The organism is Sphingobium sp. Ant17, assembly GCF_000588875.1.
Classification (GTDB): domain Bacteria; phylum Pseudomonadota; class Alphaproteobacteria; order Sphingomonadales; family Sphingomonadaceae; genus Sphingobium.
Window position 1 is genome coordinate 1 of sequence record NZ_JEMV01000003.1, and the last position, 26,281, is coordinate 26,281.

At 63.5% G+C, this 26,281-nt stretch carries 28 protein-coding genes, 1 other RNA gene and 2 pseudogenes; 15 read left to right on the forward strand and 16 right to left on the reverse strand.

Going from position 1 to position 26,281, the window contains the following annotated elements; genetic code table 11:
* Positions 1-291: 291 nt before the first annotated feature.
* The 9 genes from BF95_RS02335 to BF95_RS02375 all read left to right on the forward strand — a co-directional run bounded on the left by BF95_RS02335 (position 292) and on the right by BF95_RS02375 (position 8,177).
* Positions 292-636, forward strand: coding sequence for a hypothetical protein (locus BF95_RS02335; RefSeq protein ID WP_152542529.1), 345 nt, complete (start codon positions 292-294; stop codon positions 634-636).
* A gap of 222 nt (positions 637-858) precedes the next feature.
* Entirely contained in the window at positions 859-2,253 is a 1,395-nt protein-coding gene (locus tag BF95_RS02340) for an amino acid permease (protein WP_043149092.1), read from the forward strand.
* Between the two features lie 12 nt (positions 2,254-2,265).
* On the forward strand, positions 2,266-2,877 hold the full coding sequence (locus tag BF95_RS26045) for an energy transducer TonB (RefSeq protein ID WP_081764009.1): 612 nt from the start codon (positions 2,266-2,268) through the stop codon (positions 2,875-2,877).
* Positions 2,878-2,920: 43 nt separating this feature from the next.
* Complete coding sequence (gene dapF, locus BF95_RS02350; protein ID WP_200866866.1) at positions 2,921-3,724, forward strand: diaminopimelate epimerase; 804 nt, start codon at positions 2,921-2,923, stop codon at positions 3,722-3,724.
* On the forward strand, positions 3,724-5,046 hold the full coding sequence (gene mtaB / locus BF95_RS02355; protein WP_043149098.1) for a tRNA (N(6)-L-threonylcarbamoyladenosine(37)-C(2))-methylthiotransferase MtaB: 1,323 nt from the start codon (positions 3,724-3,726) through the stop codon (positions 5,044-5,046). The genes dapF and mtaB overlap by 1 nt, the downstream gene beginning before the upstream one ends.
* Before the next feature lie 115 nt (positions 5,047-5,161).
* Positions 5,162-6,094: a signal recognition particle-docking protein FtsY gene (gene ftsY, locus BF95_RS02360; protein ID WP_152542530.1), complete on the forward strand. Its 933-nt coding sequence runs from the start codon at positions 5,162-5,164 to the stop codon at positions 6,092-6,094.
* Between the two features lie 105 nt (positions 6,095-6,199).
* Positions 6,200-6,826 (forward strand): septation protein IspZ, encoded by a 627-nt coding sequence (gene ispZ, locus BF95_RS02365; protein ID WP_043149101.1) that lies wholly within the window; start codon positions 6,200-6,202, stop codon positions 6,824-6,826.
* A 179-nt stretch (positions 6,827-7,005) separates the two neighbouring features.
* Complete coding sequence (locus tag BF95_RS02370) at positions 7,006-7,620, forward strand: superoxide dismutase (RefSeq protein ID WP_043149103.1); 615 nt, start codon at positions 7,006-7,008, stop codon at positions 7,618-7,620.
* Between the two features lie 128 nt (positions 7,621-7,748).
* Entirely contained in the window at positions 7,749-8,177 is a 429-nt protein-coding gene (locus tag BF95_RS02375; RefSeq protein ID WP_327195397.1) for a hemerythrin domain-containing protein, read from the forward strand.
* 231 nt (positions 8,178-8,408) lie between these two features.
* On the opposite strand, the pseudogene BF95_RS30575 reads toward BF95_RS02375, so the two are convergent.
* From BF95_RS30575 to mscL, 13 genes and pseudogenes are all read right to left on the reverse strand, one after another.
* Positions 8,409-9,776 (reverse strand): annotated as a pseudogene (locus BF95_RS30575) (methyl-accepting chemotaxis protein); the annotation flags it as partial.
* Positions 9,716-9,967: a hypothetical protein gene (locus tag BF95_RS02385; RefSeq protein ID WP_152542531.1), complete on the reverse strand. Its 252-nt coding sequence runs from the start codon at positions 9,965-9,967 to the stop codon at positions 9,716-9,718. The pseudogene BF95_RS30575 and the gene BF95_RS02385, both read right to left, overlap by 61 nt.
* Before the next feature lie 94 nt (positions 9,968-10,061).
* Complete coding sequence (locus BF95_RS02390) at positions 10,062-10,376, reverse strand: hypothetical protein (protein WP_043149106.1); 315 nt, start codon at positions 10,374-10,376, stop codon at positions 10,062-10,064.
* A 10-nt stretch (positions 10,377-10,386) separates the two neighbouring features.
* Positions 10,387-10,935 (reverse strand): J domain-containing protein, encoded by a 549-nt coding sequence (locus BF95_RS02395; RefSeq protein WP_043149108.1) that lies wholly within the window; start codon positions 10,933-10,935, stop codon positions 10,387-10,389.
* A 66-nt stretch (positions 10,936-11,001) separates the two neighbouring features.
* Positions 11,002-11,387: RNase P RNA component class A (gene rnpB, locus BF95_RS25455), an RNA gene on the reverse strand.
* A 41-nt stretch (positions 11,388-11,428) separates the two neighbouring features.
* Positions 11,429-12,127, reverse strand: a complete 699-nt coding sequence (locus tag BF95_RS02400; RefSeq protein WP_043149112.1) for an N-acetylmuramoyl-L-alanine amidase — start codon at positions 12,125-12,127, stop codon at positions 11,429-11,431.
* A 114-nt stretch (positions 12,128-12,241) separates the two neighbouring features.
* Complete coding sequence (locus BF95_RS02405) at positions 12,242-13,117, reverse strand: CheR family methyltransferase (protein WP_043149113.1); 876 nt, start codon at positions 13,115-13,117, stop codon at positions 12,242-12,244.
* Positions 13,114-14,196, reverse strand: a complete 1,083-nt coding sequence (locus BF95_RS02410; RefSeq protein WP_043149114.1) for a chemotaxis protein CheB — start codon at positions 14,194-14,196, stop codon at positions 13,114-13,116. Before BF95_RS02410 ends, BF95_RS02405 begins: the two co-directional genes overlap by 4 nt.
* 69 nt (positions 14,197-14,265) lie before the next feature.
* Positions 14,266-14,631 carry a response regulator gene (locus tag BF95_RS02415; RefSeq protein ID WP_037475370.1) on the reverse strand — a complete coding sequence of 122 codons (366 nt, stop codon included), beginning with the start codon at positions 14,629-14,631 and terminating at the stop codon, positions 14,266-14,268.
* A gap of 84 nt (positions 14,632-14,715) precedes the next feature.
* Positions 14,716-15,152, reverse strand: a pseudogene (locus BF95_RS02420) (chemotaxis protein CheW).
* A gap of 4 nt (positions 15,153-15,156) precedes the next feature.
* A complete protein-coding gene (locus BF95_RS02425; RefSeq protein WP_043149116.1) occupies positions 15,157-17,529 on the reverse strand; it encodes a chemotaxis protein CheA in 2,373 nt (790 codons plus the stop codon).
* Between the two features lie 139 nt (positions 17,530-17,668).
* The gene (locus BF95_RS02430) at positions 17,669-17,938 is read right to left on the reverse strand and encodes a hypothetical protein (protein WP_043149118.1); all 270 of its coding nucleotides are present in this window, start codon (positions 17,936-17,938) and stop codon (positions 17,669-17,671) included.
* A gap of 143 nt (positions 17,939-18,081) precedes the next feature.
* The gene (gene mscL / locus BF95_RS02435; protein WP_043149120.1) at positions 18,082-18,525 is read right to left on the reverse strand and encodes a large conductance mechanosensitive channel protein MscL; all 444 of its coding nucleotides are present in this window, start codon (positions 18,523-18,525) and stop codon (positions 18,082-18,084) included.
* A 103-nt stretch (positions 18,526-18,628) separates the two neighbouring features.
* Between mscL and BF95_RS02440 the strand changes: the two genes are divergently transcribed.
* Genes BF95_RS02440 through BF95_RS02455 form a run of 4 tightly spaced genes read left to right on the forward strand, consistent with a single transcriptional unit; the run spans position 18,629 to position 21,337 of the window.
* Entirely contained in the window at positions 18,629-19,231 is a 603-nt protein-coding gene (locus BF95_RS02440) for a LemA family protein (RefSeq protein WP_043149122.1), read from the forward strand.
* Complete coding sequence (locus BF95_RS02445; RefSeq protein WP_235209525.1) at positions 19,228-20,133, forward strand: TPM domain-containing protein; 906 nt, start codon at positions 19,228-19,230, stop codon at positions 20,131-20,133. The genes BF95_RS02440 and BF95_RS02445 overlap by 4 nt, the downstream gene beginning before the upstream one ends.
* On the forward strand, positions 20,133-20,810 hold the full coding sequence (locus tag BF95_RS02450) for a TPM domain-containing protein (RefSeq protein WP_043149123.1): 678 nt from the start codon (positions 20,133-20,135) through the stop codon (positions 20,808-20,810). The genes BF95_RS02445 and BF95_RS02450 overlap by 1 nt, the downstream gene beginning before the upstream one ends.
* Positions 20,807-21,337 (forward strand): NUDIX hydrolase, encoded by a 531-nt coding sequence (locus BF95_RS02455; protein WP_043149124.1) that lies wholly within the window; start codon positions 20,807-20,809, stop codon positions 21,335-21,337. Before BF95_RS02450 ends, BF95_RS02455 begins: the two co-directional genes overlap by 4 nt.
* On the opposite strand, the gene BF95_RS02460 is transcribed toward BF95_RS02455, so the two are convergent.
* Positions 21,334-21,792 carry a DUF6456 domain-containing protein gene (locus BF95_RS02460; protein WP_043149262.1) on the reverse strand — a complete coding sequence of 153 codons (459 nt, stop codon included), beginning with the start codon at positions 21,790-21,792 and terminating at the stop codon, positions 21,334-21,336. The genes BF95_RS02455 and BF95_RS02460 overlap by 4 nt on opposite strands.
* Positions 21,793-21,890: 98 nt before the next feature.
* Here BF95_RS02460 and BF95_RS02465 point away from each other — a divergent pair, with 98 nt between their 5' ends.
* The gene (locus tag BF95_RS02465) at positions 21,891-22,454 is read left to right on the forward strand and encodes a helix-turn-helix domain-containing protein (protein ID WP_043149125.1); all 564 of its coding nucleotides are present in this window, start codon (positions 21,891-21,893) and stop codon (positions 22,452-22,454) included.
* A 59-nt stretch (positions 22,455-22,513) separates the two neighbouring features.
* Positions 22,514-23,686 (forward strand): glycosyltransferase, encoded by a 1,173-nt coding sequence (locus tag BF95_RS02470; RefSeq protein ID WP_043149126.1) that lies wholly within the window; start codon positions 22,514-22,516, stop codon positions 23,684-23,686.
* On the opposite strand, the gene BF95_RS02475 is transcribed toward BF95_RS02470, so the two are convergent.
* A complete protein-coding gene (locus BF95_RS02475; protein ID WP_043149129.1) occupies positions 23,662-25,311 on the reverse strand; it encodes a molybdopterin oxidoreductase family protein in 1,650 nt (549 codons plus the stop codon). The two genes, BF95_RS02470 and BF95_RS02475, sit on opposite strands and share 25 nt — an antisense overlap.
* An 82-nt stretch (positions 25,312-25,393) precedes the next feature.
* Positions 25,394-26,254, reverse strand: coding sequence for a metallophosphoesterase family protein (locus BF95_RS02480; protein WP_043149131.1), 861 nt, complete (start codon positions 26,252-26,254; stop codon positions 25,394-25,396).
* Positions 26,255-26,281 lie beyond the last annotated feature (27 nt).

The window sequence follows — 26,281 nt, forward strand, 5'->3', positions numbered from 1 at the left end:
CCTAAGCGTGGGCTGATCTACGTCTCAATGGCAGGCGCGCTATCGGCTATCACCGACCTAGTTCATTGGGGTACAGACACTAAATTCTCCGATTTGGATTATGCCCTTCTCGGCGTCGTCATATTGCCTTGGCTCGCAGCGGCATATGTTACGACCTGACAATGGTTGAAAAGCGATCAACCGTGGTGGGCTTCCTCAAGTTTACAGCCATTACCATTCTGACCTTCATGCCGATATTATCGATGCTTGACTGTTCTAGTTTACGCGTCTCGTGCAGGTCTGCACGATGGCTTGACCATTTCGACCGTCATCGCGTTGCTTCTTATCGGCTTACTGTTTTTAGCGTTCCTGCCCGCTTGGCCGATAGCGCAGGCGATTTCGACACACTTCGTAAGTCCGATGCAAATCGTAAAGGCAACGAAGGGCTATCGCTGGTCACTGATATTAGTGTTCTTTGCGGCTAGTGGCGTGAACAAACTTGTGCCTGATATGTCGTCCGCTACGAACGCCGGAGAAGCGATTGCTCTAGCCTTCTGCGGTACCGTCGTGGCCGCTGCAACGCTGGTTCTGACCGCTAGTATCGCCGTCACGGCATGGAAGTTTGCGGTACGACGGGACGCCACCCTTGACCAATAGTGAGCGTCAAGTCTGAGAGCTTTACAGCACGCGGTAAACGTCAACTATTACTTCTCATCACACATCGCTGTCCTACCGGCACATGCGCGGCTATACTCTCCCCGCGTCCCGTACACGCCGCGCCCCGACTTTCCGATAGGATCAAGGCCGCGTAATTTTATGTCGAAATCTGCGGGAAATGTGCGAAGCTAAGGGCGACGATATGAGGGGAGCCTGAGACGCATGAGTTGGACACGCCGCAAGTCGATCGAAGCGATGACTCCGACGGGGGACCAGCATCGCCTGGCCCGCACCCTGTCCTGGCCGCATCTGCTGGCGCTGGGCGTCGGCGCGATCGTCGGCACCGGCATTCTGACGCTGATCGGCGTCGGCGCGGATCGTGCCGGGCCTGCCGTCCTCCTCTCCTTCGCCATAGCCGGCGCGATCTGCGCCTGCGCCGCGCTCGCCTATGCCGAACTCTCGACCATGATGCCCGCCGCGGGCAGCGCCTATAGCTACTCCTATGTGGCACTGGGCGAAGGCATCGCCTGGATCGTGGGATGGAGCCTTATCCTGGAATATAGCCTCGTCGTCTCCACCGTCGCGGTCGGCTGGTCGGGCTATGCCGCGCCGCTGCTGACCGGGATCGGTTTTCCTGAACTGCTGACGCAAGGCCCGGAACTGGGCGGCCTCGTCAACCTGCCCGCCATCTTCATCATTGCCGTGGTCGCGGGTCTGCTGATGCTCGGCACCCATGAAAGCGCCCGCCTCAACAGCATCCTCGTCCTCATCAAGATCGCGACCCTGAGCCTCTTCGTCTGGGTCGCCCTGCCCGCTTTCGACGCGCAGAATCTTGAACCCTTCATGCCCTTCGGCTTCGCCAAGGCCATGGGACCGGACGGGGTCGAGCGCGGCGTGATGGCGGCGGCGGCGATCATCTTCTTCGCCTTCTACGGCTTCGACGCCATTTCGACGGCGGCAGAGGAAGCCAAGAATCCCGACCGTGATCTCGCTATCGGCATCGTCGGCTCGCTGATCGTCTGCACCCTGATCTATGTCCTCGTCGCCGCTGCCGCGATCGGGGCCATGCCCTTCACCCGCTTTGCCGACAGCCCCGAACCGCTTGCGCTGATCCTGCGCGAAATGGGTCGCGGAGAGGTGGCGCGGATCGTCGCCATCGCCGCCGTCATCGCCCTGCCGACCGTGCTGCTCGGGTTCCTCTACGGCCAGAGCCGCATCTTCCTGGTCATGGCGCGCGACGGTTTCCTGCCGCAAAGCCTCGCCAAAATCTCCAAGCGCGGCACCCCTGTGCGGATCACCATCGTCACCGCCGTCTTGGTGGCGATCATCGCGGGCCTCCTCCCCATCGATGAGATCGCCGCGCTGGCCAACGCCGGCACCCTGATCGCCTTCACCGCGGTCGGCGCCTGCCTCCTCGTCCTGCGCCGCCGCAGCCCCGACCTGCGCCGCCCCTTCCGCACACCCGCCGCCTGGTTCGTCGGCTTGGGCGCGATCTGCGGCTGCGCCTATCTGTTCATCAGCCTGCCGAGGGACACGATATTGGCGTGTTTCGGGTGGAATGCGCTGGGGCTGGTCGTGTATTTTCTGTATGGGCAAAAACGGGCAACGGCGGTTTGAAGGGGAATAAATATGGCATTGGCACTTTTCCTGGCGAGTGCGCTCGCCTTTGCCACCCCTGCCAATAATCCCGGCGGTTGGCTGTCAGATCGTGACTATCCTGCCGATGCATTGCAGCGGCGCGAGGAAGGTACAGTAGGTTTTCGCCTATTGATCTCACCGACGGGACGAGTTGGCCGTTGTGACGTCACACAATCGAGCAATTCAGCCGACCTCGACGCAGCAACCTGCGCGATGATCGTCGGCCGTTCGAGGTTCAAGCCAGCTAGAGATGAAACCGGCCAACCAAGTTATAACCTCTATAGCGGTCATCTGTCGTGGACATTGCCAGGTCGCGCTCCACCCCGGACCAGGCCTCCAATTCCCTCGCCCGACATGGAATTGACCGTCCGCCAATTGCCCGATGGCTCACGCGAGAAAACGATCCGCCTCATCGCAAGATTTGATGCCACCGGACAAATGGTGGCCTGTGAACCAAGCTCCAGCAACCTTAAGGAAGTGAGGCTTGCCCGTGTTGGCTGTGCCCAGGCTCAAGCCCTGCCGGTCGAGATCATCAAAGACAATGAAGGTAATGCCATATCCTTCATTCGCGGCGTCAACCTGCTATTCAAGGCAGAAGAGTAACCGCAGACTCGCCTTTTCCCGCTTCTCCCCCTACATGTCCCCCATCATGGGACGCTTCTCCAAAATGCACGGCCTGGGCAACGACTTCGTCGTGATCGACGCGCGCGCTGACGCTATCGAAATGACCCAGGATCTCGCCCGCGCCATTGCCGATCGTCATGCCGGAATTGGCTGCGACCAACTCATCCTGATCGGCAACGCGCCCGATGCGGACGTCTCGATGCAGATTTTCAACGCGGACGGCAGCGAGGTTGAAGCCTGCGGCAACGCCACTCGCTGCGTGCCGTTGTTCGTCGGCCGCGATGTGTCGATCCGCACCAAAGCAGGGCTGCTCGAAGCCAAAGCCGTCGATGGCGGCGTAAGCGTCGACATGGGCGCGCCGCGCTTCGCATGGGACGCGATCCCGCTCGCCTACCCCATGGACACGCTCACCATGGGCGCAAGCTGGGAAGACCTGCCCGCCCCGGCCGCAGTCAATGTCGGCAACCCGCATGTCATCTTCTTTTTGGACGCTTGGGACGGTGTGAACTTCGAGCGGCTCGGCCCGCTGATCGAGACCGACCCACTCTTCCCCGCCCGCATCAACGTCAATTTTGCGCAAGTCTTGAGCGACGATCATATCCGCTTGATCGTGTGGGAACGCGGCGCTGGCCTCACCCGCGCCTGCGGCACAGGCGCCTGCGCCACCGCCGTCGCCGCGATCCGCCGCAAGCTGGTGCGCGGCCCCGTCACCGTCAGCCTGCCCGGCGGCGATCTGGTCATCGACTGGGCACCGGGCGGCACGATCAGCATGACCGGCCCCGCCACCCATGTCTTCGATGGCGAGGCTGACTGGTCGCGCTTCTGATGAGCGGCCCCGCCATCATCACCATGGGCTGCCGCCTCAACATTGCGGAGAGCGAGGCGATCCGCACGCTGGCGCAGGGGCAGGACGACCTGATCGTCGTCAACAGCTGTGCCGTCACTGCCGAAGCCGTGCGCCAGACCCGCCAGGCGATCCGCCGCGCCCGACGCGAACGGCCCGACGCACGGATCATGGTGACCGGCTGCGCCGCGCAGACCGAGCCGGAGACGTTCGCGGCGATGGCCGAAGTCGATGCGGTGATCGGCAACCGGGAGAAGCTGGACGCGGAAACCTATCTTCCGTCATCCCAGGGGAAGCTGGGATCCCCCTTTTCTTCAGCGTCATCCTCAGAAAGTGAGATGCCAGCCTTCGCCCCCATGACGGAAAAGGTGAAGGTCGCCGACATCATGGCCGTGCGCGACACCGCGCCGCACATGGCGTCGGCCTTTGCCGATCATGCCCGCGCGTTCCTGGAGGTGCAAAATGGCTGCGACCATCGCTGCACCTTCTGCATCATCCCTTATGGCCGGGGCAACAGCCGCTCCGTCCCCGCAGGCGCGGTGGTGGACAAGGCCCGCGAGCTGGTGGCCGCGGGCTATCGTGAGATCGTGCTGACCGGCGTGGATGTCACCAGCTACGGCCCCGACCTGCCGGGCAGCCCCTCGCTTGGCTCACTGGTCGAACGCATCCTGACCGGCGTGCCCGACCTGCCCCGGCTGCGCCTCTCCTCGATCGACAGCGTGGAGATAGACGACCGGCTGTTCGACCTTATTGCGCATGAGCCACGCATGATGCCGCACCTCCATCTCTCGCTTCAGGCGGGCGACGACCTGATCCTCAAGCGGATGAAGCGCCGCCACAGCCGCGCCGATGCCGTCCGCATCGTTGAACGGCTCAAGGCCGCGCGCCCCGGCATTAGCATCGGCGCGGACATCATCGCCGGTTTCCCGACCGAGGAAGATGTGATGTTCGAGCGGAGCCTCGCGCTGATCGCCGACTGCGACATCGTCCATGGCCATATCTTCCCCTATTCGCCGCGCACCGGCACGCCCGCCGCGCGGATGCCGCAGGTCGATCGCACGGCCATCAAGGCCCGCGCTGCCCGCCTGCGCGCCGCCTGCGCCACGCAACGGGAGGCCTGGCTGCGCAGCCTGATCGGCACCACCCAGTCGGTGCTGGTCGAACGCAGCGGGCTGTCGGGTCATGCCGAAAATTTCGCCCCCGTGCGTTTTGCGACCCCGCAGTTGCCCTCGACCATCGTGGCCGCCCGCATCACGGGGCTTGAGAAGGACACGCTGATCGCGCAAGAGGCGGTTCAAGAATGACGCTCTTTTTTCCGTCATTCCCGCGCAGGCGGGAACCCATCTCCCAACCGCCGCGCTTGATGCTGCGTCGGGAGATGGATCCCCGCCTGCGCTGGGGTGACGATGGTGGATGAACATGGCTGACATTTCCTGGCGCGACCGCCTCTTTGGCGGCTTGAAGCGCACCTCCGACAAGCTCGGCGACAATCTCACCGGCCTTTTCGGCAAGGCCGCGCTGGACGCGCAGACGCTCGACGAGATCGAGGAAGCGCTGATCCTGTCCGACCTTGGCCCGGCCATGGCCGTGCGGGTGCGCGAGCGGCTGGCCGAAGGACGGTTCAACAAGGAACTGACCGAGGAGTATCTGCGCGAGATCATCGCGGAGGAGATCGAGAAGGTGCTGGCCCCGGTCGCCCGCCCGCTGGAAATCGAGGCCTTCCCCCGGCCGCAGGTCATCCTGGTCATCGGCGTCAACGGGTCGGGCAAGACCACCACGATCGCCAAACTCGCCCATAATTTCCTGGAGCAGGATTATGGCGTGATGCTGGCGGCGGGCGATACGTTCCGCGCCGCTGCGATCGGCCAGCTGAAGGTCTGGGCCGAGCGGTTGGGCATCCCGATCGTCGCGGGCAAGGAAGGCGGCGACGCGGCGGGCATCGTGTTCGACGCGGTCAAGCAGGCGACCGCCACCGGCATCGACGTGCTGATCGTGGACACCGCAGGGCGCCTGCAGAACAAGACCGAATTGATGGATGAGTTAGCGAAGATTCGCCGCATCCTGGGCCGGTTGAACCCGGCTTCGCCTCATGACGTCGTGCTGGTGCTGGATGCGACCACGGGCCAGAATGCGCTGAACCAGATCGAAGTGTTCAAGGAAACCGCGCAGGTCACGGGTCTGGTCATGACCAAACTGGACGGCACCGCGCGCGGCGGCGTGCTGGTCGCGGCGGCGGAGAAATTCCGCCTGCCCATCCACGCCATCGGCGTCGGGGAAAAGATCGAGGATCTGCGCCCGTTCGATCCCGGCGACATGGCCCGCGCTATTGCAGGAACAGCCTATGCCCGCTGATGCAGTCCCTTCGTCATGCCAGCGAAAGCTGGCATCTCCCTTCCTTCTGATCGCCGCAAAGAAAAGTGGGATCCCAGCGTTCGCTGGGATGACGGAGCAATTGTGATGACCCAGAGCAAATCCACGCCACAGCCCGCCCATAGCGGCACGCTCAGCCTGGCGCTCGATTTCGGGCCGCTGCTGGTGTTTTTCCTGGGCTATAAATTCGTCGGCATGATCATGGGCACGGCGGCCTTCATGGTCGCCATTGTCATCGCGGTGATCGTATCCAAATGGAAGCTGGGTCGGGTTTCGCCGATGCTCTGGCTATCGGCAGCGCTGGTGCTGTTCTTCGGCGGCCTGACCATCTATTTCCATGACCAGAGCTTCATCCAGTTGAAGCCGACCATCATCTACGCATTCTTCGCGTTGATGCTGTTTGCCGGACTCGCGCGGGGCAAGCCGCTGCTCAAATATCTGCTCCAGGCCGCCTATGATGGTCTCAGCCACGCCGGCTGGATGAAATTGTCGCGCAACTGGGCGCTCTTCTTCGTCGCCATGGCGATCGCGAACGAAGCGATGCGCCGCTCGCTGAGCTTCGACACCTGGCTTGCGGTCAAGGTTTGGGGCGTCACCATCGTCTCGGTGATCTTCGCCGCCGCCAACATCCCCATGCTGATGCGCCATGGTCTGAAGCTGGGCGACGAACCTGCCAGCGATGACATTGGCGAGACGACCCCGCCACAGGGCTGAGGCCGCGCGCTAAGCCTTATTTCTGCGATCGTTTCGCAATAGGCATATAGGCCTTTTTTTCCGCGCGCGGGTGCGCATATGGAAGAGCGCGGCGGCGTGTCACGTCCCGCCTGGACCCATAACAGATCGACCGCGCCAGTCATCGTGCGGTCGTCCCACCGAACCTTAGGAGTTCCGCCATGGCTTTTGTTCTGCCCGACCTGCCTTATGCCAAGGATGCATTTGGCGACATATTGTCGGCCGAAACCTTCGACTATCACCACGGCAAGCATCACAACGCCTATGTCGTGAAGGCCAATGAACTGGTCGCTGCCGACGCCGCCCATCAGGGCAAGTCGCTGGTCGAACTGATCAAGTCGACCAAGGGCGGCCTTTTCAACCAGGTCGGCCAGATCTGGAACCACACATTCTATTGGCAGTCGCTGTCGCCGACCAAGACCGCGCCGACCGGCGACCTGCTGGCCAAGATCGAAGAGGCTTTCGGTTCGGTCGATGCGCTGATCGAGAAGATGAAGGCGGAGGCCGTCGGCCATTTTGCCAGCGGCTGGGCTGCGCTGGTCCTCAAGGACGGCAAGCTGGAAGTCACCAGCTATCATGACGCCGATACGCCCGTCGCGCATGAAGGCCATGCCCCGCTGCTGATCGTCGATGTGTGGGAACATGCCTATTATATCGATTATCGCAACGCCCGTCCCGGCTATGCCGACCGCATCCTGAAGGACGCGATCAACTGGGACTTCGCGGCGCTGAACCTGGACGGCGAAGGCGCCAGCCGCGCTGACCAGCCGGGCTGACGCAAAGGGGCGGCCTCGTGAGAGGTCGCCCACTTTTCTGCACCATTGCGGATTCTAAACAATCTTTTCTTAATTCTCGCCGCGCATCATCGCCTATCCGTAAGGAGAGGGGGCGACATATGATGGATATGGTAGCGCTACGAGCGCAGCATGAACAAATCAGCCTGACCGCCCGACAATTGGCGCAGGCAACGAGCAATAGCAGCATCCCGCAAAGCGTGGCGGCGCTGCGGTGGCCGCTCGCGCGACAACTGATCGCGCATCTCGCGCTGGAGGATCGCATCCTCTATCCCGCGATGCAGCAGTCGCCAGACTTGACCGCGCGCAAGACCGCCGCGCAATTACAGAGCGAAACCGGCGCGCTGGCCGACCGCTTTACCCGGTACATGGCCGATTGGAGCGATGATCGCATTGCCCGCGAATGGCCCGCCTTCTGCGCGGAAACCCGGCTGATCCTGGCCGCGCTGGCTGAGCGGGTCGATCGCGAGAACCGGACCCTCTATCCACTGGCGGACCAGCAGCGCCGATCGCCCGCGCCCATCGCACGCGCGGGCTGACCAAGCGTCAGGCCGCTTCGAGCTGGGCCACGAACAAGTCTGTCGCGCGCTGCAAATCCTGCGCGGTGCGTGACAGACCGGACGCTGCGCTCGACACGCGCCCCGACAGGCTTTCGGTGCTGCGCGCCATATCCGCCACTTCCTCCATCCGGCCGGCATGATGGTGGCGTCCTGCGCCGTGTCGCGCGCGGTCGCACCAATGGCTGCCGTCGCATCCCGCTGATCGGCGACGGCGCGTTTGATCGCATCGGCAGCGTCAGCCAGTTGCTCGACCGCGCTGGCAACATCGGACAGCGCGTTTTGGGCGACCCCTGCCCCCTGCTGTGCGGATGCCGCAAGCGACTGGATCTCACCCGTCGCATTGGCCGCCTGCCCCGCCAGTTGCTTCACCTCGCCCGCCACCACGGCGAAGCCACGCCCGACTTCACCAGCACGCGCCGCCTCGATCGTGGCGTTGAGCGCCAGCAAGTTGGTGCGCGAGGCGATTTGCGTGATCGAATGGGCAAAGCTGGTGATCGATGCCGTGTGGCTTTCCATGTCGCGCATCGCTTCATGCCCAGCATTGGATACGCGCTGCGCCTCACCGCCCAGCGTGGCCTGCTGATGGGCGGCCGACGCAATCGCGGTGATCGACTCGGATAGCTGATCGATCCGCCTTGCCAGCATGGCAGCCCGCGTGGAGGATTGTTCGGCGGCATGCACGGTTTCCCCCGTGCCTGCGCTGGCACGACGAGCCAAATCGTTGAGCGAGCGCGCCGATTCCACCAATTCGCCAGTCGCTGCGCTGACGGCACCCGCGACTTCGGCGATCGACTGACGGAATGCTGCGAGCAGCGCCAACGTCTCGGCCCGCCGATCCGCGGTCATCCGCTCCCGCTCCCGCTCTCTTTCTACCCGTAGCGCCGCTTCACGCGCATCGGCCTCGCGCCGGGCGGTCATCGCGGCCTCGGCGGCAGCACGGCCGGCCTGCGCCTCGTCGGCCAGTTCCGCCGATCCTGCGACATGGCGGTCCAGTGCCAGCAGCATCGCCCGCAACCGGACACTCAGATAGCACAGCACGGACGCCTGCAATGTCACCGCGACGGCGTGGATGGCGATCTGCTCCAAATTGCCCTGCCCCGGAAACACCCAGGACGGCGCCAGATAGTTAAGCACCAGATGATGCAGCGCGACCAATGTCGCCGCCAGGACGATCGGTCGCCAGTCATACAGCAGCACCAGCCCTGCAAGCGCCACGAAGAAATACATATGGCCATCCATCTGCCAGCCATGGCCCGACAACAGCACCACGCCGATAGCAGGCTGCACCGCCGCTAGCGTGCCCATGACCATGCGCGCCTCAAGATCGCGGCGTCCGCGCAGAACCATCGCAGTTGGCAGCATATTCACCAGCGCCGATACAAGCATCGTTTCTATCGTGACATCGCCACCGAGCCGCAGGGCGACAAGACCAAGGACGACCGTCCAAAGCCAATTAGCGAGTAGTAAAATGCGCAGCCCCTGCAAACGCAGGCGGCCCAGACTGTCGATCGCTGTCATCAGCCCACCTCCCCGCAGCCACCGGCACGCGCGGAGAGGGCAATCACGCCTGCAATCCATAGCGGGCGCGCCAGAGCGTCCCGCCGTCCTTCGACCAGCAGCGATCCTGGCCAGGGTCCGGCCGCGACGAGCCGCGCACCATGCGCCACAGCAACCCGGGCGAGCCCCGCGCGACCTTCCTGCGTCATGGGGACCAGCAGCATCCGCCCACTGGCAGGAGGCGTGGCATAAAGCGCGACAAGACCGCTCATTACCAGGCCACATTGTATGAACAGAGAGAGGCCGAGACGCGAGGGCGCAGAATATGTCATTCAATTCGGATAGGATTGAATGGTAAGGATAATATTAAGGCTGTTTCGCTGCGCCGATACCCAGCGTGTCGGCCAGTTCATCCAAATCCGCACCGGGCCGCACCAGCAACCATTCGCGGCTCGCAGCGCCGTTGACCACGGTGACCGCACCTTTGGGACAGATGCCCAGGCAGTCGACCTCAATGACCCCAGCGCCGGCCTTGCGCCCCTTGCCCAGCGTCAGATGCTTGCGTAATGCCTTGGCCAGCCGCTCATCCCCATCCGGGCCGAAACCGCCGTCGAGCTTTTTCGCGCATTTGCGGCACACCAGCACCGCATTGCGCCAGTTGGACCGAACATGATCCTTCATCGCTGCGTCCTCAATCCACCGCTCCCCGGGGTTTCCAGGTCCGCCGCTCTTCAGCCGCGCGCAAAACCTCGTAAGCGGCCTGGATCGTCTGGAACTGAACCGCCGCCTTCGCATCGCCAGGCTTGACGTCGGGGTGAAATTCCTTGGCCAGCCGCCGCCAGCTCTTCTTCACCGCCTCGAAATCTGCGTCATCTTCCAATTCGAGCGCCTGGAGCGCATGCAGTTCGTCGCGCGACCGGTTGCCATCGCCCGGCCCGCCCCAGCCATGATAGGCGCTCGACTGATAGCCGCCTGCATCGCGCCGCTCATTATGTTCGCGCTTAGCCCGCTCTTCATCATCCAGGCCCTGAAAATAATCCCAATTCCGATTATATTCGCCGGCATGTTCGGGGCAGAAATACCAGCGCTCCGGGCTGTTGGGAGATTTTGGCGCGGGGCAGTTGCCGGGCTGGTCACAACCAAAACGATCGCAGCCGCGCACAGCCTGCGCCTCACGCGATGCGCCATAGCTGCGCCAGCGGGGAAAGCCCCAGTCATTGGATCGGCCGTTACGAGACATGGGGTACAGGTAAGGATTCCGTCAGAAAAACGCCACCCCGCCGCAGCGCAAAGGGATCGCAAAAAATGTGCCAGAGGGCCTATAAGCCGGGTTTTGTCCTCTCCTTTCGGAGATGTGCGACCATTCCTCTAGGGGACGGATTACTCCGCCCCTCCAGCAACCAACCCGGACGATCTCGGTCGAAACAGACCTAGCAGCCGAAACTGCGCGCCGTCCCTATTCGGTCTTGCTCCCGGTGGGGTTTACCGTGCCGCCTTGCGTTGCCGCAGACGCGGTGCGCTCTTACCGCACCCTTTCAATTTCGCATGGCCTAAGCCGTTGCGACCTGCTTTCTGTTGCACTGTCCCTTGGATCACTCCAGCCGGTCGTTAACCGGCACCGTCATTTCGTGGAGCCCGGACTTTCCTCGCCGTGGAAGTTACCCGCCACGCCGCGGCCGCCCAGCCCTCTGGCGGATTGGTCCCTAGCGCCGTTCGGGTCCGGCGTCACCTGCTTATTCGTCGCCCCTCGGCTTGGGCAGCAGCAGCGCGAGCAGGATGGCGCGGCATTCGCCGTCGATCACCCCATCAATCCGTTCCGGGCGGAAGCGACGCTGGAACGCAATCACCGCTGCTTGCGGTTCGGCGATGTCATAGCCGAAGCGTTCGAGCGCCAGCATGAAGCCGCCATCGGTCCAGTGCGGGTCCATCAGATTTTTCGTTGGCCGGGGCAGCGCCAGTCGCAGCCGCGCCAGTTGTCCCCAGGGAAACAGCTCGCCCGGATCCTGCTTGCGGGCGGGCGCGATATCACTGTGGCCGACGATATTGCCGCGTGTGATCCGGTGCCGTTGGGTGATGTCATGCACCAATGGGATTAGCGACCCCATCTGCGTTTCGGGAAAGGGCCGATAGCCCCATTCATGCCCCGGATTGATGATCTCTATGCCAATGCTGGCCGAGTTGATGTCGTCGATACCGCGCCAGTGCGATCGTCCCGCGTGCCAGGCCCGCTTGGCCTCATCGACCATGCGGATGATCTGGCCATCCTCGGTCACGACATAATGGGCCGACACTTTCGATTCCGGGTTGGCCAGCCAGTTGATCGCGCTCGCCGCGTCGGGCATCCCGGTGTAATGGAGCACCAGCATGGTGATGGGCAGGCTGCGCTCGTCATAATTGGGCGACGGCGTCTCGATAATCGGCAGCTCGGTCATCACGCCCTTTCAGCCTGCCCCTTCGATCCGGCAGCTTGGGCCACGACAATGGCGCAGCGCGACGCCGCAATCAAGCATGGTTAAAAACGAGCAAGCTGCCGTGGCACAGACCTATCAGCTGACCCGCCGGGTCCGCCTGATAGCCCCACCCGGCAATTGCGCCTGTCGGGCATAAGCACCGCGAAATTCGGGATGGGCAGTGAAGTCATCGCCCTGACCGATAACCGTCTCTCCCGCGCCCAGCAGCAACACCGACCGGTCGTGGCTGTGCCGTCCCAACAGCCGCAACACCGACTGTCGCCGTTCTGGCGAGAAATAGAGCAGCACGTTGCGACATAGGAGCAAGTCATATTCGCCGCTCGGCACCTTGGCATCGAACAGATTATCGTGCCGAAAATCGATCATGCGGCGCAGTTCCGCACTGGCGCGCCAATCCTCGCCATGGGGTTCGAACCATTTGATGAGATCGCCTACCGCCAGCCCACGCTGAACATCCATCTGCGAAAAAATCCCCGACCGAGCTTGATCGATCGCTGCGGTCGAAATGTCGCTCGCCATGATCTCGATCCGCCAGCCACTCCAACGCGCCGCGTCGTTGCGCAGACGGATCGCCAACGAATAGGCCTCCTGCCCCGTCGAACAGCCCGCGCTCCAAATCCGCAACGTCTTGTCCGTCCGTTCCGCCTGGATCGTTGGCAGGATCTGACGATGGATCATGTCGAAAATCTGGAGATCGCGAAAGAAGCTGCTTTCATTGTTGAGCAGCGCGTTGACCACATCTTCTTCGAGCCGGGGGTCGCTCTTGCGCGTCAATCGTCCGGCGAGTTCATCCATGTCTGCCAGCTTATGCTGACGCAATACCGGCCGGAGCGCTGTTTCCATCCGCCAGGCGCGCCCCTCGGACAAAGCCTGGCCAGTGCGCGCTTCCAGCAGCGCCGCCAGGACGCGTGCTGCGCCTTCAAATATCGCTGCAGGCTGGGCGGTCTTCATGCGCTTCCCCTGCCGCGGCGGGTTATAAAATCCATCATCCGTTGAGGCTCCATCAGGGCGCAGGTCAGGCCCGCACTCGCCACCGATCCCGGCATGCCCCACACCACGCTGCTGGCTTCGTCCTGCGCGACGATCCAGCCACCCGCCGCGACGATGTCGCGCGCACCGGTCGTGCCGTCCCGGCCCATGCCGGTCAGCACGACCCCGGCCGCGCCCGCGCCGTAGACCTCCGCCATGCTGGCGAACATCGGATCGACGCCGGGCAGGTTGCCCGCTGGGGTACGTTCGGGATTGAGCTGGATCACAACACGGCCATAGAGGCCGCGTCGCACCTGAAGATTGGCGTCGCCCGGCGCGACATACACGGTGTCTGGGGCCAGAATGTCACCGGTTTCCGCGACCTTGACATGCAGGCTGGTCATGCGCGTCAATTGCTGGGCGAAATAGACCGTGAAGCTTGCGGGGAGGTGCTGGGTCAGGAGCAGGGGTACGCCCAAAGGCGCGGTCAGTCCGTTGAATAATTGCCCCAGCGCGTGGATGCCCCCGGTCGATGCACCAATCCCAAGACAGCCCAATGGCTGAAGTGCCGGCTGCACGACAGGGGGAATGGCGGGAGCGGTCGAAAGCACGGCCATCACCCGTTGATCGAACAACCGGTTGAGCCGTTCGATCAAAGCCTGGGAAAATTGCTCGCCAAAACTGCCACTACCTGGCTTGGACACGATCTCGCTTGCGCCGAGTGCCAATGCCTCAACGGCTGCAGCACTGCCTTCCTCGCACTTGCCCGACAGAATTGCGACCTTGACCCCAGCCCGTGCTTGCAGGACCGCGGGCAGCGCAGCCAAACCGCTCTGCCCGGGCAGTTCGATGTCCAACAAGACCAAATCGACCGCATTGTCGGCCAGATAGCCGAGCGCCAGTTCCGCGCTGTTGGTTTTGTGGACCACCTTATAAGCCGGGTCAGCGTTCAGGATGCGCTCGATCACCGTGCGCACGACGACCGAATCGTCGACGATCAGGGTGCGCACGGCACCCTGCTCTCTCCTTTGATTGGTCATGATCGGCATGCTGACGGTCATCACGAGGCTCTCTGCACGAAGAAGGAAAGGTAGGACATTACTCCCTGGATAAGGGTGCAGACCGTCGGGCTAAATCACCCCGACGATCACCAATTTGCTTTCCAACGTTTCGCGATCGAACGGCTTCATCACATATTCGTCGGCCCCCGCTTCGACTGCAGCCTTGATATGGCTGATGCCATTTTCTGTGGTGCAGAAGATGATCTTGGGCCGTGCCGTCATCTTGGCAGTCGTCAGGGCCTGGAGAAACTCCATCCCGCTCATTACCGGCATGTTCCAGTCGAGCAGGACCACGTCGGGCGCGGAGGCTTCGCATTGGGTCAGGGCGTCCTGTCCATCCACCGCTTCGGTGACGGACAGGTCGAGCGATTCGAGGATATGGCGGGCCACCTTGCGGATGACCTTCGAATCGTCGACGACCAGGCAGTTCTTCATGACGCGTCCCTTTGGAATTTATGGCCCGAAAATCGAGACCTAACGGGCAAAAGCGAGTTTTTGGTAAACGAGTTGGAAAAGAGGTCAGGCGGCCTGCGCCTGACACCCTCCGTCGATGAAGCTGGCCAGCGATACCAGCAGCCAGGGATGGCCATCCTGTTCCACGATGGCGCGGCCATAGGGTGCCCAGGCGCGGTCCAATTGGCCACGCAACGGCAATTCGCCCTCCGGTACGCGGCAAATGTCGGATACGCTGTCAACCATCAGCCATAGCTATGCCCGGCGATATTGGCGATGATAGCAAGGCCCGCTTCACGCGTTGGCGATGCCTCCCCCTGAATCAGGGCGGCCGTGTCGATGATGGTCAGCACCCGGCTGCGCAGCGCGGACAGACCCGCGACATGCGCGCCCATACCCGGCACCGGCGAAATCTCGGTCAGCTTGACCACCGCCTCCACCTCACCGGTTTCCACGGCGATCCGCGTGCCCGCCAAAGTGGCGAAAAGATATAGTCGGTTCATGGCCCTATCCCTGTCCGGCGGCGATCGCCGCCATCAGCGCATTTTGGTCGTAGCGATAGATGCTGGCATCGCGCGGCCCGGCGGCGCGGGGCGAGGCGCGCAATTGCACCACCCGGCATCCGGTCATCTCGGCCATGATCCCCGCTACCTTCGAACCCTCGCCATCATGGCACAGCAGCACGTCCTGCGGATCGATCACGCCGTCGTCGGGTAACCCCAGCACCACGTCATGCCCAGCCTGCCGCAATAGCGGTGCCAATATCTCGCGGGTCCAGCCGTCCTCGGCATCAGCCAGCAGGCAGCGCCCGCCCTTTCCCTCGATAATGTCATTTGCGGACAGCGAAGCGAACAATGCAAACGGGTTTATCACCTCCAGATGCTCGCCGTCGATGACGGCGACACCGCTCAGGATTCCGTGCATCGCGACCATGTCGGGCACCAGCGGCATCTGGACGATATCCAGCACGGCGGCGACCGGATAGCAGGCTTCGCGTGTTCCATCGCGCAGGCGCAAAGCGGACACTTTGGCCCGATCGAACCGGGACAAGCCATTGACAACCGGGACCAATCGCCCGTCGAGCCGTACATAGGCGCAGTCGCCCGACCGACCGAACAGGTCGACGTCGATATCCTCGACCCGGTCGATCAGCGCCAGTTTGAGCAGCCTTTTTTCGCCGGTGATTTCCTCGAACCGCAGCGCGGCAACCATTTCGACGCCGGTGGGGGCATCCGCCTGCTCCTCTGTCCGTCGCGCCGCTTGATCGTCGAGGATCGTAGGCAATTGCGCTACATTCGCGATGCCGGCCGCGTCCAGCAGGAGCATCGGCTTGCCATTGTCGGGCAAGGTCATGCCGGCATAGACGCCGCTTGCCATGATCAGAGGGGAGGCCGGCCGGATCACCAGTTCCTCATGATTGTCGACCGCCGCCACACCCATCGCATAAGGCACACCGCTACCCGACCGGACGACCATGATCGCGCGCGGTCCGGCCTGTGCGGGTCGTTCCATCCTCAGGACATCCTCCAACTCAATCATCGAGTGCCGCACACCACGGATAGTCGCGACCTGGGCACCGCCGATACGGCTGATCTGGAGCATGGCATTATTGTCGTGCAATATCTCGACCACCGCCGCGCGCGGAATGGCGAAATGCAGCCCCCCTGCGCGCACTACCAGCCCTGGTATGATCGTCAGCGTCAGCGGCACGCGAAGGGTGATGCAAAGCCCCTGGCCCGGATGATTGTCGAGCGCGATGACGCCGCCGATCCGCTCCACATTGGCGCGCACCACGTCCATGCCGACGCCCCGGCCGGAGATCGACGTCACCTGATCAGCGGTGGACAGCCCAGCCTGGAAGATCAGGTCGAGCTTGTCCGCTTCGGGCATCCGCGCCGCCGCTTCGGGGGTCAGGCGGCCCGCGCCGATCGCCTTGTCCACCAGCCGTGCCGTGTCGATGCCTGCACCATCGTCGCTGATGGTGATGACGATCTGGTTGCCCGACTGGCGGGCTTCCACCCGCAATGCACCGGCTTCGGGCTTGCCGACGGCGCGGCGCTGTTCGGGGGCTTCGATGCCATGATCGATGCTGTTGCGCACGATATGGGTGAGCGGGTCGACGACCATCTCCACCATTTCGCGGTCCATCTCGACGTCGCCGCCTTCCAGCGTCAGGTCGATGCGCTTGCCCAGATCCCGGCCGAGATCGCGGACCATGCGCGGGATGGCCGCGAACAGCCGCTCGACCCGCTGCATCCGCGTCTTGGAAATCACGTCGCGCATGTCCGCCACGCAGGTCGACAGCCGCTCGAACACATTATCCAGTTCAGGGTCAGCGGATCGTTCGCGCAGCTTGCGCGACAATTCGTTGCGGGCCAACACCATGTCCGACACGCCGTTCATCAGTTGGTCGATCAGGCTCAAGGGCAAGCGGATGGTGCGCGGTCCGGCCTGTCCCGCTTGCCGGGCCACCGCGACAGGGGCTGACTCCACTTGGGGCGCAGGCTGGTCCGCTGGCGCGTTCAGCGCCGCGATCAGATAATCGTCATTTTCATTGGGCAGCGCAGCGCCCATGGCGACGGCTTCGGTCAGTTCGCCGATCCGGTCCATCAGCCCCAGCACCGCGCTCACCGTGGCAGGATCGGCGCCGCGCTTGCCTGCGCGAATGTCCGCCAGCACATCTTCCGCCGCATGACTTAGCCGTTCAAACCGAGGCAGGTTCAGGAAGCCGCAACTGCCTTTGACCGTGTGGAAGAAGCGGAAGATTGCATCCAGCCGGTCACGGTCGGATGGATCGGCTTCCCACGCCACGACCTCCCCAGCCAACGCTTCGAGCGTTTCCTGGGTTTCCGATATAAATTCCTGTAGTAACTCGTCCATTCTCATGGCCCCACCGATGCGCGCAGCGGCCACCTTTGGCCGAGCGTGGTTAAGGGGCCGTTAAAAGCCGGAGAGCGAACGGCAAAAGGGGCGCCGTGATCGTATCACGACGCCCCTTCGCTTTAGTAGCAAATGCTAATTACTGCTGGTCTTCGACCGCGTCTTCAGCCTCATCGCCCGCTTCGCGCGTGGCGTCGGCGCGATTTTCGAGCGCGTCGGCGGCATTTTCAGCGGCGGCTTCGGCATTGCCGGTCAGGTTGTCAGCCATGGCTTCCATATTGTCAGCCTGGTTGTCGAGGGCGTCCGCCTGATTTTCGTAAGCATTCTCGACCTGGTTTTCCTTAGCGGAATCGCACGCTGCGAGCGCGACAAGGCTGGCGAGGCCAAGGACTTTGACGAAGGTTTTCACGGCGTTTTTCTCCTGTTGCGCCCCCTGGGGCTACCTACTGCGCAAGGCTTCCAGGCCGCACGTGCAGCCTTCAGCCCTGACCGCGATCAACCGGTCGCAACGGCGATGGTTCCCGTCGCCGTCTCGCTTCGTCGCATAAACGACTATTTTTTGAGGGAATCGCGGATTTCGCGGAGAAGCATGATGTCTTCCGGCGTCGGTGCCGGTGCGGCCGGCGCGGCTTCCGCCTCTTGCTTTGCCGTCAACCGGTTGACCAACCTGACCAGCAGGAAGATGATGAAGGCGAGGATCAGAAAGTTAACCAAAACGGTCAGAAATTCACCCCAGCCAAACATGGCAACGCCCGCCTTCTTCAGGTCGGCATAGCTGAGCGGGTTGCCTTGATAACCGGGGGGCAAGTCACCCAGGCGAATGAAATAACGCGAAAAGTCCGCACCACCGAAAATATAGCCGACAACCGGCATGATCAGATCATCGGTCAACGACTTGGTGATGGTCGCGAACGCGCCGCCGATGATGACGCCGACCGCCAGATCCATCACATTGCCACGATTGATGAAAGTCTTGAATTCCGAAAGCAGCCCCATGGTTTAAACCCTTTTACCATCTGCGATAATATCTGCATGGCCCGTTGCGCCGATCAGTTCAACGCCCTATTTCCAGCATCGAAACAATCGCCAAGGATGTCCTATGACGCGCCTGCGCCGCTTCTCCGCATTTCTGTTGCCGCTCTTCGGAGCGTTTGCCCTGTCCGCTTGCGGCATCAACAGCGTCCCGACTGCCGAAGAGGAGGCGAAGGCCAAGTGGGCCGATGTCCAGGCGCAATATCAGCGTCGTTCCAACATGGTCGGCAATCTCGTCGCGACGGTCAAGGCGGCGGGCAAGCAGGAGCAGGATACGCTGGTCCGGGTGACCGAGGCCCGTGCGAAGGCGACATCGGTACAGGTCAATGCCGAAGACCTGTCCGATCCCGCCAAGGTCGCGCAGTTCCAGGCCGCGCAAGCGCAGTTGAGCCAGGGGCTGGGCCGCCTGCTCGCCTCGGTCGAAGCCTATCCCGACCTTAAGGCGAACGAGAATTTCCTCCAGCTGCAGTCGCAGTTGGAAGGCACCGAGAACCGCATCGCCGTCGCCATCCGCGATTATAATGGCGCGGTGCAGGCCTATAATACCCGCATCCGCACCTTCCCCGATGCGATCGGAGCCAAGATCATCCACGGTGCCAAGCCCATGACCCCGTTCCAGGCCACCACCCCCGGCGCGGAAGAAGCCCCGACGGTCGATTTCGGTAGTTGAGCATCGGAACCATGCTCTCCTTTCCGTTCGGCCTGAGCCTGTCGAATGCCCCTTCCCTTCGTTGGAGAAGAGGCTCGACAGACCTACTCCGCACCGCAGTCTCCGGCGTATTTCTCCTACTTCTCCTCGTCCTCGCCTCGACGGCGTGGGCGCAGGATTTTCCGAAGTTCGATGACAAGGGCGTGGTCGATGCGGCCAACCTGCTCGATCCGGCGCAGGAACAGGCGCTCAGCCAGACGCTGATCGCGCAGAAGCAGGCCAGCGGGCGATCGCTGGTGGTCGCGACCATCCCCGATCTGCAAGGCTATGACATTGCCGACTATGGCTATCGGCTCGGCCGGGCGTGGGGCATTGGCGACAAGGAAAGCAATGGCGCGTTGCTGATCATTGCGCCCAATGATCGCAAGGTGCGGATCGAGGTCGGCTATGGCCTGGAAGGCATACTGACCGACGCGCTTTCCTCGCAGATCATCCGTAATGCGATAACACCGCGCTTCAAGGCGGGCGACATGCCAGGTGGCATCGCGGCGGGCGTGGATCAGATTACCACGTTGCTCGCCCTGCCACCCGAAGAAGCCAAGGCCCGTGCTGCGGCCGCAGAAACCGAAGCGCGCTCAGCCGATCGTGGCGGCAGCGCGATATTGGGCTTGTGGCCGATTGCGTTCATCATCCTCTTCATCGCCATGCGGCTTATGTCGCGCGGCAGTGGCGGTGGCGGCGGGAAGCGCTACCGCCGGGGCGGTAGCAGCATGCCGATCATCCTGTGGGGACCGGGCGCTGGTGGGTCCGGCTGGGGATCGGGCGGCGGTTCTAGTTGGGGTGGCGGCGGCGGATTTGGCGGGGGGGGCGGCTTTTCGGGCGGCGGCAGCTTTGGCGGCGGCGGCGCGTCGGGGGGTTGGTGATGCAGCTTAATCTCACACAGGCAGACCATGAACTCGTCTCGGCTGCCGTAGCGGAAGCCGAAGCGCAAACGTCGGGGGAAATCGTCACGATCGTCGCGCGCCGATCGGACGCCTATCATGATGTCGGCCTGATCTGGGCCGTGGCGGCGGTGTTCCTGACGCTGGGTTGGTTTGCGACTTTCCCCGACCATCTGCGCGATCTGTCCGCCATGCTGTTGCGCGACTGGGATCATGAGGTCGCCGACTGGAAATTGCTGACCGTGCTGTTGGGCGACCTGTTACTCAATTTCCTGGTCATCCGTTATCTGCTGGCAATCCCGGCGCTCAGGATATTGGCTACGCCGCGCGCCACCAAGGCGCGCCGGGTACGTCGCCGCGCCATCCTGCTGTTTCGATCGGCGGTCGAGGCGCGCACCCATGGCCGCACCGGCGTTCTCCTCTATCTCTCGCTCGACGAACATCGCGCCGAATTGGTGGCGGACCGCGCCATCAACGACAAGGTCGCGCCCGAAGCCTGGGGCGAGGCGATGGCGGCGCTGATCGAGGCGATCCGCGACGGTCGCCCCGGCGAGGGGCTGGCGGCCGAAGTGCGACAGGTCGGCGCGATATTGGCGACGCATTTCCCGCGCGCGCAGGATGATATCAACGAATTGCCCGACAGGCTGATCGAATTATGACCGACCCGGATCGCGACGCGCCCGAAGAACTGATGTGGCAAGGCCGCTTCATCACCGCCAAAAAGCGGGGCAAATGGGAATATGTCGGCCGAGCGCGGGGCATCCAGGCCGCCGTGATCCTGGCCATCGATGACGGCCATATTCTGCTGGTCGATCAATATCGCGTGCCCTTGGGGCGGCGCTGCATCGAACTGCCCGCAGGCCTGGTCGGCGACGAGGCGGCGGGCGAAGACCCCAGCATCGCCGCCGCGCGGGAGTTGGAGGAAGAGACGGGCTACCGCCCTGCCCGGCTCACTTCGCTCGGCCAGTTTTTCAGCTCACCCGGCATGGTGTCGGAGAGCTTCACCCTGTTTCGCGCGCATGATCTGGAGAAGACCGGCGAAGGCGGCGGCGTGGAGGGCGAAGACATCATCGTTCACCGCATTCCCCTTACCACCCTGCCCGACCAGGTCGCGGCATGGCGCGCGCAGGGCTATGCGATGGACGTCAAGCTGCTCCTGTTGCTGGGCGCGGGGATGATGGCTTAAGCCACCCGATACCAGTCCGCCACGCGCTCCAGGGCGAGGGTCAGCACCAGCTTGCCGGCGCGGCTTGGCCAGCCCAGCGCTTTTTCGGCGGCGACGAGGCCTTCGCCTGCACAGACTACACGCCATAATATGTCGGCGAGGCCAGGCCCGGCGGCCGTGATCGCGCTGTCGAACCGTTCGCGCGCCGATAGCTGCGCGCCGGTCGGGTCAGGCGTTCGCGCCGGTCCACGCCGCCCGCCCTCGCGCGGGGCGGCGTCCCAGCACATCGTTACCCGCGCGCCGAGACCCGCTTTCTCCCAGTCGCCGCGCAGCCTCTCTCCCGCTAGATATTGACGCTCGCTGACGTGCCCGCGCGCATGCAGCCAGGCGAGCGGCGATTCGCCGAGATTGACCATCACCCGCTGCGCCCGGCCATCGGGGTCTTCGATCGTCTGTTCGATATGCGTCGCGGCCATCACCACCTCCTGCTGACAAGAATCGCAAATGCAGCCCTTGCCATGGAGGATCATTTGTAGGAAAGAGAAAACCAAATAGGTTATTATAGAGGCATGGGATGATCACCCGCATCCGCGAAGTCCGCAAGGCGCAGGGGCTGACGCTCGAACAGGTCGGCGCGCTGTGCGATCCGCCGACCACGGCCCAGACGATCGGGCGACTGGAAACCGGCACGCGCACCGTATCGGTCAAATGGCTCAACCGCATCGCGCTGGCGCTGGGCGTCACCACGTCCGAACTGGTCGCGCTGCCAGGGCAAGCCGAAGTGCCGGTCGCCGCGCTGCTCGGCCCCGATGGTGTGCGCGCGCCGACCCGGCCGCTCGCCTTCCCCTCGCCCGCGCCCAGCGACGGCATGGTGGGGGTCCATGTCAGCGCCAGCATCGGCGATTATCGCAGCGGCGATGCGATCTGGTGCCGCTGCATCGGACCCGAAGAATTTGCCAGCGCACTTAACCGCGACATCCTCTTCCCCCGCCCTGCCGGGCGCTTCCTGTTCGGCCGCCTGATCGGGCGGGAGGGCGACCGGCTGCAACTGCTGCCATTGGGATCAGGCGCGCGGCAATTGGTGTTGACCGATCCGCCATGGGCCGCAGTCGCGGTGCAACTCGTCCGGCGGCTCTAGCCAAAGGCAAACGCGCCTCTTAACCCGATGGCAAAGGCTGATCCGCGAAAGACAAGACCATGACGCTTAACGTCCTTACGCTATCGACTCTCTTTCCCGATATCAGCCGCCCCAATTTCGGTGTGTTCGTGGAACGGCAGGCGCGCGAACTGGCCAGCCGCGCGGAGGCCAATGTCACGGTGGTGGCGCCGGTCGGCCTGCCGCCATGGCCGCTCTCGCTCAGTGCCCGTTACGCCCCGCTGCGCGCGCTGCCGCGCAAGGAACGCTGGCGCGAACTGACCGTCTATCGCCCGACCTTTCCGATCATCCCCAAATTCGGGGGACGCACCAACGTCATCACCATGACGCGCGCGATCCTGCCGCTGGTTCGCCGCCTGCATGCGCAAACCCCGTTCGATGTGATCGATGCCAGCTTCTTCTTCCCCGATGGCCCGGTGGCGCAGCGGCTGTCCAAGGCGCTCGGCATTCCCTATTCGATCAAGGCGCGCGGTGCCGACATCCATTATTGGGGGACGCAGCGCAGCACGCGCAAGATGGTGCGCGAGGCGGGCGACCATGCCGCCGGCCTGCTCGCCGTATCCGACGCAATGCGCCGGTCGATGGCGCGGATGGGTATGGATGCGGACAAGATCCAGGTCCATTATACCGGGGTCGATCTCGACACATTCGAGCTGTCCGATCGCGCGGCGGCGAAAGAAGCGCTGGATTTCAGCGGGCCGGTGGTGCTGTGCGTCGGTGCGTTGATCCCGCGCAAGGGGCAGGAACTGCTCGTCCGGGCGCTGCCTGCGCTGCCCGACGTCACGCTGCTGCTCGCGGGTCAGGGCCAATATCGGCGGACGCTCGAAAACCTGGCGTTGGAATTGGGCGTCGAACGCCGCGTCGGTTTCCTGGGCTCCGTGCCGCATCACAAACTGCCGCGGATCTTCGCGGCTGCTGACGTGATGGCACTCCCCTCCGCTTCCGAAGGCCTCGCCAACGCCTGGGTCGAGGCGCTTGCCTGCGGCACGCCGATCATCATCAGCGATGTGGGCGGCGCACGCGAATTGCTCGACCGGCCCGAAGCCGGGCAGATCGTCGATCGCGATCCGCAAGCCATAGCGGGGGCCATCCGCGCCATCCTCGATGATCCGCCTTCGCCCGAAAAGGTACGCGAAGCCGCGCTGCGCTTCACCTGGGCGGCCAATGGCGACGCGCTGCTGGCGCATCTTCAGGGGATCGCCGCCTCCGCCTGACCCGCGATCGGCAACAGCCGCGCCCGGCCATCGGACGTGGCGAAGCGCCCGCCATCGAACGGCACCTCGCCCCAGCGCCATGGCGTCAGTTCGGCATAGGCCGGGTTGGAAATCGGCGCATGGCGGCGCAGGTTGAGCAGCCGCCTGCAATCATTGCGATAGGCGGTCAGCCGCCCATGTTCACGGTAGATATCGGCGGGCTGTTCATAATGGAAGGCATCGCCCCAGCCCATCGCCTGCGCCACGCGCGTGAGCATCCACCAGTCGGGCCGCGCCTCTCCGGGCAGGTCGAACACGCGCCGCTGGCGGCTGACCAGTCGATCGAGCCCCGTCACCGTGCCGTCCTTTTCGATCCAGGCGGCCGAGGGCAGCAATATGGTCCAGTCCTCCTCGGCTTCCTCGACGCGGTCCGTCGATCGGATCGACAGCGGCACCACCGCCCGCGCCGCGCGCAGCCAGTCGGCTGCCCCATCATCCGCGCCGATACTCCATAGCGCCCGCACATGCCCGTCGCGCATGGCATCAAGCAGCGCGTCGTCCTCCAGCCCCGGTCGTTCGGCCAATTGCCGCGCGCCCCAGAAACGCGCGACACTGGCCCGCATTGGTTCGGCGAAATCGCCATGCGCAGCCAGTTCATCGACGTGGCAACTCACTTCGCGCGCGCCCATGCCATTTGACCCCGAAGGTAGGGCAAAGGGGCTGGCACCCGGTCGCCCGATCCGCCCCGTGAGCAGATGCACGTTGATCGCGGCCGCCGCAACATCTGCGCCCGCGGTCTCCCCGAACATAGTCACCAGTCGATCGACCGGTCCCATCGCGTCATAGAAGTCCCGCACCTCACCCGGCTCGATTCCACAGGCCCGCGCCACCGACCATAGATCATGGCCTGGTGCCAACCGCTCCCGAAACCGATCCGGCAGGGTTACATGCGCCGCGACGAAATCTGTGTCGATCAGCCCACTGTCGATGATATGCAGCAACCACCCCGCCAGCAATCGCGCCACGCTCCCCCCGCGCACTGGCAGTTGCAAATCGGCCTCGATCCCCTCGTCCGCGCCCAGCATCACCAACCGCGTGCCCCGCGTCGCACGGGCATCGCGCACCCGTTCCAGCAACAGCGGATGTCCCAGCAAGGACGCCGGATCGACGATCAGGATTATGTCAGCGCGGTCGATATCCTCCAGCGCGGCGGGCATGACATCTTCGCCATAGGCAGCGCGCTGCACTCCGCCGATAGCACCGCGCCACGGCGCATGGATATGGGCTGATCCGAGGAAGCCCTTCATCAGCTTGTTGGCGACATAATAATCCTCGGTCAGCAAGCCACCGCCGACATGCAGTGCGACGCTGCCTGGTCCATGACGCGCCTGCACAGCGGCCAGACGTCGCGCAACCTGCGCTATGGCCTTGTCCCAGCTCGCCTGTCTGCCTTCGATCAGTGGGTGCAGCAGCCGTCCGTCCAGCTCTGCCATCGCCGTCAATGCATCTGCGCCTTCACACAGCCGCCCGGCATTGGCAGGATGGGCCTTGTCGCCCTCAATCCGCAGGTCGCGCTGCGCCCCGGTCATTGCTCGCACACCGCATCCCATGCTGCACTGGCCGCACAGGCTTCTAACGATCGCCATATTAGCGTGGATTTCGGTTGCGAACGCTCATGCGCGGCCTCCTAACCGATCGCGCTGCCCGACAAAAGCAGTCCCCATAAACTTAGGCGATTGCGCCCACCGTTGCTGGATCATCGACTGCTTGCCCGGTCCAGCTGTCGCCCGCCTGATGATAGGCGACATGGCTTGCGCGCTGGAAGCTCGTGCCGTCCCAGACGATCACCTGCAATTCGACTTCATTATTGCGGTGGACATGCAGCCAGTTGAAGCTTTGCGGCTCATCATTCCGAAGTCGGGTGGAAGTTGCCGTGCCAGCCTGGATCACCAGCGCGCCGCCTGACTGCTCCACCATCTTTGCCGCCGATTCGGCATAGGTCTGGTGGAAATGGCCCGCGAGCGCGATATGTACACCCGCCTCGCACGCCGCCTGGATTGCATCCTCATGCTGGCCCACCGCCTCGCTCAGTTCGCCACCCCGGCCGATAGGCATGGCAAATAGGGGGTGATGTGTGACCAGAATGCGGGTCTTGTCTGGCGCTACCGACGCGAATTGCTGGCGCAGCATTTCCATCTGGCCGTGATTGATCCGACCGTCCTTGATCGTGAGCGACCGCGCCGTGTTGATGCCCAGAATGGCGACCTCCGCATCTTCATAAAAGGGACAAAGATCGTGGCTGATATAGCGTTTGTAGCGATCGAGCGGTGCTATGAATCGCCGCACCACATCATAAAGCGGCACGTCATGATTGCCGGGCACCACCAGCAATTTGAGCCCCGCCGCGCGCAAACGGTTGAGCCAAGCCGACGCCGCGCGGAACTGCTGAACCCGCGCGCGCTGGGTAAAATCCCCGCTGATGATGACGAGGTCGGGCCGTCGTTCCTCCAGCCAGGCGGTGGCGGCGTCGACGATCCTGGGATCGTTCGCGCCAAAGTGAATGTCGGAGAGATGTGCGATGCGGGCCATTAAAGGGTAACGAAGTGCAAGCAGATG

Excerpts from the sequence above, each read along its gene's own strand:
- mscL (WP_043149120.1), bottom strand. The coding sequence starts at position 18,525 with ATGGGGCTGCTTTCGGAATTCAAGACTTTCATCAATCGTGGCAATGTG.
- BF95_RS02475 (WP_043149129.1), bottom strand. The coding sequence starts at position 25,311 with ATGGCGATCGTTAGAAGCCTGTGCGGCCAGTGCAGCATGGGATGCGGT.
- BF95_RS02400 (WP_043149112.1), bottom strand. The coding sequence starts at position 12,127 with ATGACCGAGCTGCCGATTATCGAGACGCCGTCGCCCAATTATGACGAG.
- BF95_RS02425 (WP_043149116.1), bottom strand. The coding sequence starts at position 17,529 with ATGGACGAGTTACTACAGGAATTTATATCGGAAACCCAGGAAACGCTC.
- BF95_RS02405 (WP_043149113.1), bottom strand. The coding sequence starts at position 13,117 with ATGAAGACCGCCCAGCCTGCAGCGATATTTGAAGGCGCAGCACGCGTC.
- ftsY (WP_152542530.1), top strand. The coding sequence starts at position 5,162 with ATGGCTGACATTTCCTGGCGCGACCGCCTCTTTGGCGGCTTGAAGCGC.
- BF95_RS02465 (WP_043149125.1), top strand. The coding sequence starts at position 21,891 with ATGATCACCCGCATCCGCGAAGTCCGCAAGGCGCAGGGGCTGACGCTC.
- BF95_RS02455 (WP_043149124.1), top strand. The coding sequence starts at position 20,807 with ATGACCGACCCGGATCGCGACGCGCCCGAAGAACTGATGTGGCAAGGC.
- BF95_RS02410 (WP_043149114.1), bottom strand. The coding sequence starts at position 14,196 with ATGACCGTCAGCATGCCGATCATGACCAATCAAAGGAGAGAGCAGGGT.
- BF95_RS26045 (WP_081764009.1), top strand. The coding sequence starts at position 2,266 with ATGGCATTGGCACTTTTCCTGGCGAGTGCGCTCGCCTTTGCCACCCCT.
- BF95_RS02470 (WP_043149126.1), top strand. The coding sequence starts at position 22,514 with ATGACGCTTAACGTCCTTACGCTATCGACTCTCTTTCCCGATATCAGC.
- ispZ (WP_043149101.1), top strand. The coding sequence starts at position 6,200 with ATGACCCAGAGCAAATCCACGCCACAGCCCGCCCATAGCGGCACGCTC.
- BF95_RS02450 (WP_043149123.1), top strand. The coding sequence starts at position 20,133 with ATGCAGCTTAATCTCACACAGGCAGACCATGAACTCGTCTCGGCTGCC.
- BF95_RS02370 (WP_043149103.1), top strand. The coding sequence starts at position 7,006 with ATGGCTTTTGTTCTGCCCGACCTGCCTTATGCCAAGGATGCATTTGGC.
- BF95_RS02375 (WP_327195397.1), top strand. The coding sequence starts at position 7,749 with ATGGTAGCGCTACGAGCGCAGCATGAACAAATCAGCCTGACCGCCCGA.
- BF95_RS02460 (WP_043149262.1), bottom strand. The coding sequence starts at position 21,792 with ATGGCCGCGACGCATATCGAACAGACGATCGAAGACCCCGATGGCCGG.
- BF95_RS02385 (WP_152542531.1), bottom strand. The coding sequence starts at position 9,967 with ATGAGCGGTCTTGTCGCGCTTTATGCCACGCCTCCTGCCAGTGGGCGG.
- BF95_RS02415 (WP_037475370.1), bottom strand. The coding sequence starts at position 14,631 with ATGAAGAACTGCCTGGTCGTCGACGATTCGAAGGTCATCCGCAAGGTG.
- BF95_RS02390 (WP_043149106.1), bottom strand. The coding sequence starts at position 10,376 with ATGAAGGATCATGTTCGGTCCAACTGGCGCAATGCGGTGCTGGTGTGC.
- BF95_RS02340 (WP_043149092.1), top strand. The coding sequence starts at position 859 with ATGAGTTGGACACGCCGCAAGTCGATCGAAGCGATGACTCCGACGGGG.
- mtaB (WP_043149098.1), top strand. The coding sequence starts at position 3,724 with ATGAGCGGCCCCGCCATCATCACCATGGGCTGCCGCCTCAACATTGCG.
- BF95_RS02480 (WP_043149131.1), bottom strand. The coding sequence starts at position 26,254 with ATGGCCCGCATCGCACATCTCTCCGACATTCACTTTGGCGCGAACGAT.
- BF95_RS02395 (WP_043149108.1), bottom strand. The coding sequence starts at position 10,935 with ATGTCTCGTAACGGCCGATCCAATGACTGGGGCTTTCCCCGCTGGCGC.
- BF95_RS02440 (WP_043149122.1), top strand. The coding sequence starts at position 18,629 with ATGACGCGCCTGCGCCGCTTCTCCGCATTTCTGTTGCCGCTCTTCGGA.